Annotated in this window: 14 protein-coding genes; 4 read left to right on the top strand and 10 right to left on the bottom strand. The window is 65.8% G+C overall.

Annotated features, from left to right (window positions below):
• The first annotated feature begins 41 nt into the window (after positions 1-41).
• The gene (locus tag KBY77_RS09040) at positions 42-203 is read left to right on the top strand and encodes a cytochrome B6 (protein ID WP_094554925.1); all 162 of its coding nucleotides are present in this window, start codon (positions 42-44) and stop codon (positions 201-203) included.
• Positions 204-218: 15 nt separating this feature from the next.
• On the opposite strand, the gene KBY77_RS09045 is transcribed toward KBY77_RS09040, so the two are convergent.
• The 3 genes from KBY77_RS09045 to KBY77_RS09055 all read right to left on the bottom strand — a co-directional run bounded on the left by KBY77_RS09045 (position 219) and on the right by KBY77_RS09055 (position 1,924).
• On the bottom strand, positions 219-461 hold the full coding sequence (locus tag KBY77_RS09045) for a hypothetical protein (protein ID WP_255103401.1): 243 nt from the start codon (positions 459-461) through the stop codon (positions 219-221).
• Between the two features lie 49 nt (positions 462-510).
• Positions 511-1,599, bottom strand: a complete 1,089-nt coding sequence (gene mraY, locus KBY77_RS09050) for a phospho-N-acetylmuramoyl-pentapeptide-transferase (protein WP_255103403.1) — start codon at positions 1,597-1,599, stop codon at positions 511-513.
• Between the two features lie 73 nt (positions 1,600-1,672).
• Positions 1,673-1,924: a DUF3134 domain-containing protein gene (locus KBY77_RS09055; RefSeq protein WP_006172708.1), complete on the bottom strand. Its 252-nt coding sequence runs from the start codon at positions 1,922-1,924 to the stop codon at positions 1,673-1,675.
• A 71-nt stretch (positions 1,925-1,995) separates the two neighbouring features.
• Here KBY77_RS09055 and KBY77_RS09060 point away from each other — a divergent pair, with 71 nt between their 5' ends.
• Entirely contained in the window at positions 1,996-2,184 is a 189-nt protein-coding gene (locus tag KBY77_RS09060) for a hypothetical protein (protein WP_255103409.1), read from the top strand.
• Positions 2,185-2,228: 44 nt separating this feature from the next.
• Positions 2,229-3,452 carry an argininosuccinate synthase gene (locus KBY77_RS09065; protein ID WP_255103411.1) on the top strand — a complete coding sequence of 408 codons (1,224 nt, stop codon included), beginning with the start codon at positions 2,229-2,231 and terminating at the stop codon, positions 3,450-3,452.
• 32 nt (positions 3,453-3,484) lie between these two features.
• On the opposite strand, the gene KBY77_RS09070 is transcribed toward KBY77_RS09065, so the two are convergent.
• The 4 genes from KBY77_RS09070 to KBY77_RS09085 form a co-directional block, all read right to left on the bottom strand.
• Positions 3,485-3,958: a hypothetical protein gene (locus tag KBY77_RS09070; protein ID WP_255103414.1), complete on the bottom strand. Its 474-nt coding sequence runs from the start codon at positions 3,956-3,958 to the stop codon at positions 3,485-3,487.
• Between the two features lie 68 nt (positions 3,959-4,026).
• Complete coding sequence (gene rpsF / locus KBY77_RS09075) at positions 4,027-4,380, bottom strand: 30S ribosomal protein S6 (protein WP_006172704.1); 354 nt, start codon at positions 4,378-4,380, stop codon at positions 4,027-4,029.
• A gap of 115 nt (positions 4,381-4,495) precedes the next feature.
• Positions 4,496-4,987, bottom strand: coding sequence for a Tic20 family protein (locus KBY77_RS09080; protein ID WP_255103533.1), 492 nt, complete (start codon positions 4,985-4,987; stop codon positions 4,496-4,498).
• 39 nt (positions 4,988-5,026) lie between these two features.
• A complete protein-coding gene (locus tag KBY77_RS09085; RefSeq protein ID WP_255103417.1) occupies positions 5,027-5,965 on the bottom strand; it encodes a shikimate dehydrogenase in 939 nt (312 codons plus the stop codon).
• Between the two features lie 154 nt (positions 5,966-6,119).
• On the opposite strand from KBY77_RS09085, the gene dnaK reads away from it, so the two are divergent.
• Positions 6,120-8,036 (top strand): molecular chaperone DnaK, encoded by a 1,917-nt coding sequence (gene dnaK / locus KBY77_RS09090; RefSeq protein WP_255103419.1) that lies wholly within the window; start codon positions 6,120-6,122, stop codon positions 8,034-8,036.
• Between the two features lie 151 nt (positions 8,037-8,187).
• On the opposite strand, the gene pstS is transcribed toward dnaK, so the two are convergent.
• The 3 genes from pstS to psbQ form a co-directional block, all read right to left on the bottom strand.
• Positions 8,188-9,204: a phosphate ABC transporter substrate-binding protein PstS gene (pstS, locus tag KBY77_RS09095; RefSeq protein WP_255103535.1), complete on the bottom strand. Its 1,017-nt coding sequence runs from the start codon at positions 9,202-9,204 to the stop codon at positions 8,188-8,190.
• Between the two features lie 67 nt (positions 9,205-9,271).
• A complete protein-coding gene (locus KBY77_RS09100; protein WP_255103422.1) occupies positions 9,272-10,342 on the bottom strand; it encodes an FAD-binding oxidoreductase in 1,071 nt (356 codons plus the stop codon).
• A 50-nt stretch (positions 10,343-10,392) separates the two neighbouring features.
• Positions 10,393-10,890, bottom strand: a complete 498-nt coding sequence (psbQ, locus tag KBY77_RS09105) for a photosystem II protein PsbQ (protein ID WP_255103424.1) — start codon at positions 10,888-10,890, stop codon at positions 10,393-10,395.
• Positions 10,891-11,001 lie beyond the last annotated feature (111 nt).

The following is an 11,001-nucleotide window of genomic DNA, read 5'->3' on the forward strand; positions in this document are numbered from 1 at the left end:
CCGGTAAAGCCTGCTAGAGAAGGCATCCGCGCCTGACCGTCTTGCAGAGCCTGCTGTTCGCCTTCTCCACTGCCGGTGATGCCGATGCCGGACTGGTGTTCGGTCAGGACATCGCCACGTTCCAGAAGTGGGCCCTGATCTACCTGGTGCTCTCCTCGCTGGGGTTTGTGGCCGTGTGGGTGGTGGGTTACCTGCGTCGCTGAGGGCCCTGGAGCCGCTCAGCCTCCGGGGATCAGATCCAGCTGGCGCACCGGCGGTTCCTCGCTGATGAATCCGTAGGCCTCGAACACGCCCGCATCGGGATGGGTGATGTGCTGCCCGTCGCTGTGCCGCTCCAGGCTGAACCCCTCAGAGGCCATGCGTCGCATCAGCGCCGCCGCCTCCTCGAAGCGGGCCGCCATGGCCTCGAGGCTGGCGCAGTCGGCGGTCAGACCCTTTTCCTTCCAGGTGAAGTAGGCCACCTCAGTCTCCTGTTGCTTCAGTCACCCCTGAATTCTGCTGCGGATTCGCTCAGGGCATCAACAGCAATCCCAGCAGCACCAGCAGTGCGCTTGCCACCCAGAAGCGCATAACCACCGTCAGCTCGGGCAGGCCACCCAGCTCGAAATGGTGGTGCAGCGGTGCCATGCGGAAGAGGCGACGGCCCTGGCCATCCGGGCCCTTGGTGGCCTTGAACACCCACACCTGCAGGATCACCGAGAGCGATTCCGCCAGGAACACGCCTCCCATCAGCAGCAGCGGCCAGAGGCTGTCGCTGAGCAGGGCCACCGCGCTCAGGGCCGCTCCCATCGCCAGGGAGCCGGTGTCGCCCATGAACACCCTGGCCGGGTGGCGGTTGTGGGCCAGGAACCCCAGCCAGGCCCCGGCCATGGCGGCGCAGAAACCGGCCATGGCCGGATCCCCCAGAGACCCCCGCACCATCAGCTGGGCGCCGAAGCCGGTGAAGACGATGGCGCCGCAGCCGGCCGCCAGGCCATCGAGGCCGTCGGTGAGGTTGGTGGCGTTGCTCTCCGCCAGAAACACGAACAATCCCAGCGGCAGGATCAGCAGACCGAGGGGCAGCACCCAGCCCAGGGCCAGGGAGACATCCGGGCGGATCCAGAGGTTCCACTGGGCCCAGGCCAGGAACAGGGCCGCCGCCAGGGCCTGCAGCAGCAGCTTGCCCCGTGGGGTCAGTCCGGTGTTGGTCTGGCGGGTGAGACTGCGCCAGTCGTCGATGCCGCCGATGGCCAGGTAGGCCAGGGTGATCGCCGCCACCGCCAGCAGCCGGTCATCGCCTGGTGAGACCAGCCCACCCACGATCACCCCCACCGGCACCACCAGCAAGCCACCCATGGTGGGCGTTCCGGCCTTGCCGTGGTGGCCCTGGGGACCCTCCTCCCGGATCACCTGGCCGAGCTTCAGGACCCGCAGCCTGGGAATCCCCCATTGGCAGAGCGCCCAGCTCACCAGGGCTGCCACCAGCAGGGGCGGTGTGAGCTGGGGAGCGCCGCTGAGGCGGTCAACGAGCACGCAGGCGACCAGCACGGCCGCGGCCAGCAAAAGGGTGCTTGGCCGACCATCGGCTGGGGTTGCTGGAGACCCTGCTGGGGCCGGCATTTGGGTTGTTCTGGCCAAGACTCCTGGCGCCGCCGCGGCGCTGTGGCGATGCGGCCGGACCTTAGGTCAGGACTCAGTCCTCCCAGTTCTCGTCGGACTGCTCATCGGCCTGGTTGTACTCCTCCTTCTCGCCCATCAGAGCCGAAAGCTCCTCTTCTTCCACCGTGCTCACATCCGGAGCTGCCGTTTCCTCATCGGCCACCAGGCGTCCACTGCTCTCCAGCCAGCTGAGCAGATCGGGCTCATCCCGCAGTGGTAGCACCGGAGCCGGCTCATCCCGCCGGTAGCGGGTGAGCGAGGGGTTGATGCTGTCGAGGGTGCTCATGGAAGGCCTGTTAAGCGTGCAACCGTTGGACGCCGATCGACCAGCATAAGCCAGCAGCTCGAATCCTTACCTTGATCACCGGCAAACTCACCACGCTGGTCTTCGGCTGGAGCCTGGCCCTGCTTATCAGTGCCCTGCTGGTGTCAGCAGGCCAGCGCTGGCCCGACCCTCTGCCCGTGGTGGCCTGGCAGGTGTGGGGATTGGTGCTCATCCCGCCACTGCTGATGGGGGTCTGGATCGCCAGCCGCTGGCGCCGGTGACAAGGGACAATCCTGCAACAGCTCGCACGCACAGGACTGACGGGATGGCACAGGAGCAGGGCGCCAGGGCAAAACGGGTGGTGCTCGCCTACTCCGGCGGGGTGGACACCAGTGTCTGCATTCCCTACCTGAAGCAGGAATGGGGCGTGGAGGAGGTGATCACCTTCGCCGCCGACCTCGGCCAGGGCGATGAGCTGGAGCCGATCCGCCAGAAGGCGCTCGACTCCGGCGCCAGCCAGTCGATCGTGGGGGATCTGATCGATCCCTTCATCCGCGAGTTCGCCTTTCCGGCCATCCGTGCCAATGCCCTCTATGAGGGGCGTTATCCCCTCTCCACGGCCCTGGCCCGGCCCTTGATCGCCCGTCGGTTGGTGGAGGTGGCCCGCGAACTGGGCGCCGATGCCGTGGCCCATGGCTGCACGGGCAAAGGCAATGATCAGGTGCGTTTCGATGTGGCGATCGGCGCCCTGGCTCCCGATCTGAAGGTGCTCACCCCGGCGCGGGAATGGGCCATGAGCCGTGAGGAAACGATCGCCTACGGCGAGCGCTGCGGCATACCGGCGCCGGTGAGCAAGGCGAACCCCTATTCGATCGATCTCAACCTGCTGGGCCGCAGCATCGAGGCGGGTCCGCTGGAGGATCCGCTGGTGGAGCCTCCGGAAGAGGTGTTTGCCATGACCCGCTCGATCCGCGACACACCTGAGGAGCCACAGGTGGTGGAGGTCACTTTCGAGCAGGGCAACCCAGTCGCGATCGATGGCGTCAGCCTCGATCCCGTCAGTGTGATCCGCCGTGCCAATGAGCTGGCCGGCCTCCATGGCTTCGGCCGCCTTGACATCATCGAGAACCGGGTGGTCGGGATCAAGTCGAGGGAGATCTATGAAACTCCTGGTCTGCTGTTACTGATCCGTGCCCACCAGGAGCTCGAAAGTCTCACCCTGGCGGCCGACGTGGTGCGCTACAAGCGCCAGATCGAGTCCAGCTGGGCAGATCTCGTCTACCAGGGACTCTGGTTTGGTCCGCTCAAGCAGGCGCTCGATGGTTTCATGGATTGCACCCAGGCCACAGTCAACGGCATGGTGCGTCTGCGGCTGCACAAGGGCAATGCCGTGGTGATCGGCCGCACCAGCAGCAGCGACAGTCTTTATGTGCCCTCGATGGCCACCTATGGCAGCGACGATCGCTTCGATCACCGGGCTGCAGAGGGCTTCATCTATGTGTGGGGGATGCCGACCCGGCTGTGGGCTGCCAGCCGGCGCCAGGCCTGAGGCTGCTCGAATCGCCCTGGCCTGGTGTTGATTCAGGCAGGAGGTTGACCACGCCTGAGCCAGCGCTGCCGCAGGGCCCGCAATGGCTCAAAAGCAGACTGCTGATTTGAGCCTCGCGCTGGTCTGAGCTCGTTCTCAGGGGCTGGTGGGGGAGGCGGTGGTGCCGGAGGCAACAGGCGCCTGGCCTGCTCCCTGAGGGCGTGATTGTCCTGGGCCAGCAGCTGCTGCTGATCGAGCAGCGGCTGCAGGCGCTGATGAAATTTTCGCTCGAAGATCTGGGGCAGATCTCTGATCAGCTCCTCGAGATCGGCCAGTTGACGTCTTGCCCGCTCCAGGTCCTGCTGGCAGGTGATCAGCTGAGCCTTGGTGGCCTCCAGCTCCAGACTGGTCTCCCGCAGAGCGCTCCTGAGCCGATCGTTCAGTGGCTGCGACTCCGGCTCTGGACTCTGCAGTTCGGCCGGAATCGGCACTGGCGGGGTTCCTGGCCTGGGGAGGTCGTTAACCATCAGTTGGCCAGGGTTGGTGGCTGATCCATCATCCCCAGGTTGGGCGGGATCTGTTGATTTCCGCTGGTTCAGCTTTCAGCTGCCACCGGTTCTGCGGCCGCAGGAGCACTGCGAGGAGTGGGTAGCGGACCGTCCTGCTTGACGGTGAGATAGCGGATCACGTCTTCACTGAGGCGCATGGCGCGCTCAAGAAGTGCCACCTGCTGCCCGTCACCGTCGTGGTTGAGCTGCACGTAAATGCCTTCGCGGTGCTTGGCAATCGTGTAGGCCAGGCGACGTTTGCCGCGCATCTGGCAATCCAGCACTTCAGCACCCGCCTCGGTGAGCAGATCGCGGTACTTGGCAACATGGGTTTCCACCTCTTCCTCCGGGATGTCCGGACGAAGGATGTACATGGTTTCGTAGTAAGGCTTCTGAGACATGGGGGCTGAGGCTCCGTGATGGGCTCTTGGGAGGCCGGCGGCAGTACGCTGCCAGCAACGGACTGACCAGCCTACCTGCCTGTCTCCTCCGAATCCCGCTCTGCCGCCACTGGTGTCAGTAGAGCTGCATCCGCACCGCTTCCGAGACCGTGGGGATGTCGGCTTCACGGCCACGGATGCTCTGAACCACCGAGAACACCACCAGCAGCAGGGTGGCGAGGAACACTGTGTTGCTGAGGGTGCGCAGAGCGAAGCCGGCCCCCAGCGGGCGCAGCAGAACGCTGAAGGCCAACGAGAGCAGGATCAGCACGATGTCGATCAGGATCGCCTGCAGCACGTTGAAGCGGACGAAATAAGGCACCCGGGCATTGCGGACCACCGCCAGGAACAGCACCAGGAACAACAGAAACCCTCCGAAGGGAATCTGCTGCTGCAGGGCCATCAGCGGCAGGGCCGGCAGCACCAGCCACTGCAGGGCCGGCACCAGGCTGAACAGGGCCTCACCGAAGGGCACCCCGTCACTCCAGGGCAGCAGATAGGCCAGCACGGCCAGGAGCCGTTGCCAGAGCGGGGGGCCTTCCATTGATGAGGGGCGCGTTTGCTGAATTCCGGCCAGGCTAGGTGGGTAGCCCCTGGTGACTGGGAATCAGGCGCTGCTGAGCTGATCGAGCGCGGCCTGGCGCATCGCCGCCAGCGGCAGTGCCAGCGGCGTGGTTTCGAACTGGCTCGGCGCTGAGAGCCAGAGCCGCAGGGCGGCGGCTCCCTGCTGCACCAACATTTCCAGGCCATCGAGCACACTGCAGCCCCGCTGGCGGGCCTCCAGCAGCAGGCGGCTCGGCCGGGGGGTGTAGATCAGGTCGTAGATCAGGCTGCCTGGGCGCAGGGCGTCGAGGTCAGCCGCCTCCAGAGGGCAGGCGCCTGCGTTGGCTCCCATGCCCACCGGCGTGGTGTTCACCACCAGATCTGCCTCAGCCAGCGCCTGGAGCAGGTCGCCGCGCCCATGGTCCGCCGCCGGCCAGGTCACCCCGCTGAGCTGGGGTGCCCATGACCCGCACTCCGCCAGGAACGCCGCCAGGGCGTCGGGCCGACGTCCGGCCAGCTGAATGCGCTCCAGTCCCAGCTCCACCAGGGCCGCCACCACGGCCCGGGCGCTGCCGCCGCAGCCCAGCACCAGGGCCCGCCCCCCCGCCAGGTCTGGCACTGAACCCGGTTCTTGGCCGACGCTGGCCCGCAGCGGCGCGATAAACCCTTCCACGTCGGTGTTGGTGCCCAGCCAGCCGCCGCCCTCGCGTCTCACCAGGGTGTTCACGGCCCCGACCCGCCGGGCCAGGGGGGTGAGCTCCGCCGCCAGCTCCGCCACCGCCCGCTTGTGGGGCAGGGTCACGTTCAGTCCACGACAGTCGATGGCCTCCAGGGCCCGCATCACCACCGCCAGGTCACTTGCCTGCACCGGCAGGGCCAGGTAGATCCAGTCGAGGCCCAGCTCCCGCAGGGCGGCGTTGTGCATCGCCGGCGAGAGGGAATGGCGCACCGGATCGCCGAGAACAGCCACGAGCGAGGTGTGGGCGGAGATCTCAAGGGGCATGGCGGCTGGTATCAGGGGCGATGCCGGGAACGAAATGTACGGACCTGGCCGTCACCCGCCCGCCCTCTGTTCGGAAACCACACCTCGCCTGCGGTGGCCCCCACTGCTGAAGATGCATGGGACAGAACATTCAATTCAGAGGAGGTGAGAACCCATGGGTAAGGTTGTCGGCATTGACCTGGGCACGACGAACAGCTGCGTGGCGGTGATGGAGGGCGGCAAGCCCACCGTGATTGCCAACGCGGAAGGGTTCCGCACCACCCCATCGGTGGTGGCTTACACCAAGAACCAGGATCAGCTGGTGGGCCAGATCGCCAAGCGCCAGGCGGTCATGAACCCGGAGAACACCTTCTACTCGGTGAAGCGCTTCATCGGCCGTCGGGTCGATGAGGTGAACGAAGAATCGAAGGAAGTGAGCTATGGCGTTGAGAAGGCCGGCGCCAATGTCAAGGTGAAGTGCCCGGTGCTGAACAAGCAGTTCGCGCCGGAAGAAGTGAGTGCCCAGGTGCTGCGCAAGCTGGCGGATGACGCCGGCAAGTACCTCGGTGAAACCGTCACCCAGGCGGTGATCACGGTGCCGGCCTATTTCAACGACTCCCAGCGTCAGGCCACCAAGGATGCCGGCAAGATCGCCGGCCTCGAGGTTCTGCGCATCATCAACGAGCCCACGGCGGCGGCCCTGGCCTACGGCCTTGATCGCAAGAGCAACGAGCGCATCCTGGTCTTCGACCTGGGCGGCGGCACCTTCGACGTCTCGGTGCTGGAGGTGGGTGATGGCGTGTTCGAGGTGCTCTCCACCAGTGGCGACACCCACCTGGGCGGCGACGACTTCGACAAGGTGATCGTTGATCATCTGGCCGCCAGCTTCAAAGCCAATGAAGGCATCGATCTGCGTCAGGACAAGCAGGCCCTGCAGCGCCTGACCGAGGCGGCCGAGAAGGCCAAGATCGAGCTCTCCAGCGCCACCCAGAGCGAAATCAACCTGCCGTTCATCACGGCCACCCCCGAGGGGCCCAAGCACCTCGATCTCACCCTCACCCGGGCGAAGTTCGAGGAGCTTGCCTCCAAGCTCATTGACCGCTGCCGGGTGCCGGTGGAGCAGGCCCTCAAGGACGCCAAGCTCTCTTCCGCTGAGCTTGATGAGGTGGTGATGGTGGGTGGTTCCACCCGCATTCCCGCGGTGCTTGAGCTGGTCAAGCGAGTAACCGGCAAGGACCCCAACCAGACGGTGAACCCAGATGAGGTGGTGGCCGTCGGTGCCGCCATTCAGGGAGGTGTGCTGGCCGGTGAAGTGAAGGACATCCTTCTTCTCGATGTCACCCCGCTGTCGCTGGGCGTGGAAACCCTGGGCGGCGTGATGACCAAGATGATCACCCGCAACACCACCATCCCCACCAAGAAAGCCGAGGTGTACTCCACCGCGGTCGACGGTCAGACCAACGTGGAAATCCACGTACTCCAGGGGGAGCGCGAGCTTGCCTCCGACAACAAGAGCCTGGGAACCTTCCGTCTCGACGGCATCCCGCCCGCGCCCCGCGGCGTTCCCCAGATCGAAGTCACCTTCGACATCGACGCCAACGGCATCCTCAGCGTCACCGCCAAGGACAAGGGCAGCGGCAAGGAGCAGAGCATCTCTATCACCGGGGCCTCCACCCTCAGTGAGAACGAGGTGGAGAAGATGGTGAAAGACGCAGAGGCCAACTCGGCGGCCGACAAGGAGAAGCGCGAGCGCATCGACCTGAAGAACCAGGCCGAAACCCTCATCTACCAGTCTGAGAAGCAACTCACCGATCTTGGCGACAAGGTCAGTGCGGAGGTCAAAGCCAAGATGGATGAGAAGCGCAAGCAGCTCCAGGAAGCTGTCGACAAGGAGGACTACGAGGCGATGAAGACCCGCTTTGAGGAGCTTCAGAAGGAGCTCTATGAGGTGGGCGCCTCGGTCTACCAGCAGGCCGGTGCTGAAGCCGGTGCTCCCGGTGCCGAACCGGGCGGCAATGGTTCTGCCGGCGCCACATCCTCAGGCCCCAGTGCCGATGATGTGATCGATGCGGAGTTCACCGAGAGCAAGTGAACGGGTGGTGATCGTGGCCGGGTGGCTCTTGCTGCCTCCCGCCTAGATCGTCGACCATCGCCTCAACCAAAAAAGCCCTCTTTGCTAGTGCAAAGAGGGCTTTTCTGCTCCGGTACCGGAATGAGGTCCCGGAGCGATCGACTGGCGGGGATTACTTGCCGATGCTGGCCACGGCTTCCTTGGCCTTGGTCACCACTTCGGGGGGCAGGCTCACGTAGCCCAGCTCGGGAGCCAGTGACTGGGCTTTGGGCGAGAGGGTGTGCTCGAACACCTTCTGGAGCAGCTCGGTCTTGTCGCCGTTGCCGGTTTTGTAGAGCAGGATCCAGGTGAAGGTCACGATCGGGTAGCCGGCAGCCGGATTCGGATCGCTGCCCACCAGATCCGGACCGATGTCGATCGAGCCCAACGCCGCACTGGCGGTTTCGTTCGTGGGTTTGAGCATCTCACCGCTCTTGTTCTGCACGGCAGCCGCCTGCAGTTCTCCCTGCACGTAGGCGGTTTCCACATAGCCGATGCCGCCGGGTGTCTGCTTCAACGTGGCGGCGATGCCTTCATTACCCTTGGCACCCACGCCGGTGGGCCAGGCCACCGACTTGTCCGCCCCGGGTCCGTTCTTCCACTCGTCGCTGAAGGCCGCCAGGCTGTTGGTGAAGTTGTAGGTGGTGCCGGAGCCATCGGAGCGGTGCACCACGGTGATCGGCTTGTCGGCGCAGCCCAGATCCTTGTAGTTCTTGATCTTGCCGAGGAACACTCCCACCACCTGCTCCTGGCTGAGTTTTAGATCACAACCCGGCAGGTTGTACGCCACGGCGATGGCGCCCGCCGTCATCGGCACCTGAACCACGCCTCGCTTGACCTTGGCGATGTCGTCCGCCTTCATCGGCGCGTCGGAGGCGCCGAAATCGATGGTGCCCGCCACGAACTGACGCACGCCAGCTCCTGACCCCACCGACTGGTAGTTGACGTTGATGCCCTCGCTGGCCAGATCCTGGAACCAGCGCTGATAGATCGCGGCCGGGAAGGAGGCTCCGGCTCCATTGAGGCTGCCTGTGACGCCGCCGCCGCCACCACCGCTGCCGCCGCAGGCGGAGAGGGCCAGGCTGAGGCTGAGGCTTAGACCCAGGGCCGTACCGACCTTGGCGAGGGAATTGGGCTGGCTTGGTTTCATGGTGGGGAGAAAACTCTTCGGGCCTGCGGTCACCCGGTGACGCTATCCAGCCATCTCCCCCGATTCGTTAACAACAGGTAAGGGAACTTTCGATCTGCTCCACGGCCCACTGGGCGGAGGCCGGTGCCAGCAGCACACCATTGCGGTAGTGACCACTCAGCAGCAGCAGTCCATGCTCCAGATGCTCCAGCAGCGGGGCTGGCCTGCCGAGGGGCCTGGCGCGCAGGCCCTGCCAGCGGCGGATCACTGTCGCCTCCCGCAGCCAGTCGCAGCCCAGGGCCCTGCTGGTGAGCTGTCGCATCGGCCCCAGCAGCTCCGGGTCGGCCTGATCCCCCGGCTCCAGGGTTGCCCCCAGCCAGAGACCCCCGCCTGGTCGCGGTACCAGGTTGAGCCCTTGCCAGACCACTGGGCAGGGCCAGCGGATCGCTGTGCTGGTCGCCAGCTCCAGGCACTGGCCCAGCACGGGCTGCAGCGGTCGCTGGTGTCCCAGGGGGGCCAGAAGCCCTTCGCTGGCCAGGCCCGCTGCCACCACCACCCAGTCGGCCTCGATGGCCTGCGCGGCTGAGTGGCCGTGCACCTTCCAGCCTGCCGGCTGCCGCTCCAGCCCCACCACCCGGTCGCTGAGCAGCTCCAGGCCCTGCCGCAGGCCATCACGGCGAAACGCGTCCATGGCGGCCAGGGGATCCAGCTGTCCGTCCTGGGCGGAGTGGAGGCCACCCACGTTGTTATTGGTTTCAGCCAGACTCAGACCCAGCTCCTGCAGCCGAGATGGCTCCCACCAGCTCAGGGGCAGACCGAGGGCCTGGCGTTCCTGCAGCAGCTGGCGCAGCCGTTTGACGTCGCCGATGTCCTGCGGCAGCAGAAGCAGGCCGGCCTGGAAGGGGATCGGCCAGCCACGCCCGCTCAGCTGCTGGCGCCACTCAGTCCAGAGGCTCAGGGAGATCTGGCGCAGGTGCCAGGCGCGGCCCCTGCTGCGCTGGAACACCTGGGCCATCAACACCCCCAGGGCCGCGGCACTGCCGTTGCCGCAATCCTGCGGATCAGGCCCATGGCCATCGGGTGCGATCAGCCGCACCCGATGGCCGCGGCCCTGAAGCAGCCAGGCCGTGGCCAGGGCGACGATGCCGGCGCCTATCACCGCGACCGAGCGAGGCTCGGCCGGACGCTCAGGATGTGCTGGGGAAGCGCTCAGGCTGCGGAGCCGCTGGGCAGCGCAGCGGCGGGGAGCACTTCGGCGTAGGAACCGAAGCCCCTGGCCACCTTGATATAGCCCTTACGCAGCCGTTCTCCGTCCTGGAGGCGCGCGGCCTCATCGAGCTCGGCCAGAGCGCTCTTGAGCTGTTTGGCCCTGGCGGTGGCTTCGGCGCGGTCGGCGGGCAGAAGGCGCTGGTTGATATAAAGCATTTCTCGGCCCACTTCCTGCATGGGGCCGTGGATCAGATTGCGGGTGAACACCCAGTTCCTGTCGTTCACCAGTGAGGCCAGCTCGGGCAGCCGGTCCTTGGCTGCCAGGAATCCCTCGGCCTGCCGCTGGATGATCGCCAGATCGGCTGGACTGATGCTTGGGGCTTTCTTGGCCTGGCCGCCATCGCAGGCAACCAATCCGAAGCTGAGCACCACGGCGAGGGCCAGGAGGCCCATCTGCCTCAGCGCTTGACGAAGGGTGGAAACCAGCTGAACGGCCATGGTGAGCACCGAAGTCAGGCGCGACTGTACGTCGCACCGGCATGGCTATCTGCCTTGCTGGCGACTGGCCTGGAGAGCGCCGGGCACAATGCCCTTCGAGACAGGCCCTGG

The organism is Synechococcus sp. Cruz-7E5, from assembly GCF_024345995.1.
Lineage (GTDB): Bacteria > Cyanobacteriota > Cyanobacteriia > PCC-6307 > Cyanobiaceae > Regnicoccus_A.

Excerpts from the sequence above, each read along its gene's own strand:
- mraY (WP_255103403.1), bottom strand. The coding sequence starts at position 1,599 with ATGCCGGCCCCAGCAGGGTCTCCAGCAACCCCAGCCGATGGTCGGCCA.
- KBY77_RS09055 (WP_006172708.1), bottom strand. The coding sequence starts at position 1,924 with ATGAGCACCCTCGACAGCATCAACCCCTCGCTCACCCGCTACCGGCGG.
- KBY77_RS09065 (WP_255103411.1), top strand. The coding sequence starts at position 2,229 with ATGGCACAGGAGCAGGGCGCCAGGGCAAAACGGGTGGTGCTCGCCTAC.
- KBY77_RS09070 (WP_255103414.1), bottom strand. The coding sequence starts at position 3,958 with ATGGTTAACGACCTCCCCAGGCCAGGAACCCCGCCAGTGCCGATTCCG.
- rpsF (WP_006172704.1), bottom strand. The coding sequence starts at position 4,380 with ATGTCTCAGAAGCCTTACTACGAAACCATGTACATCCTTCGTCCGGAC.
- KBY77_RS09085 (WP_255103417.1), bottom strand. The coding sequence starts at position 5,965 with ATGCCCCTTGAGATCTCCGCCCACACCTCGCTCGTGGCTGTTCTCGGC.
- dnaK (WP_255103419.1), top strand. The coding sequence starts at position 6,120 with ATGGGTAAGGTTGTCGGCATTGACCTGGGCACGACGAACAGCTGCGTG.
- pstS (WP_255103535.1), bottom strand. The coding sequence starts at position 9,204 with ATGAAACCAAGCCAGCCCAATTCCCTCGCCAAGGTCGGTACGGCCCTG.
- psbQ (WP_255103424.1), bottom strand. The coding sequence starts at position 10,890 with ATGGCCGTTCAGCTGGTTTCCACCCTTCGTCAAGCGCTGAGGCAGATG.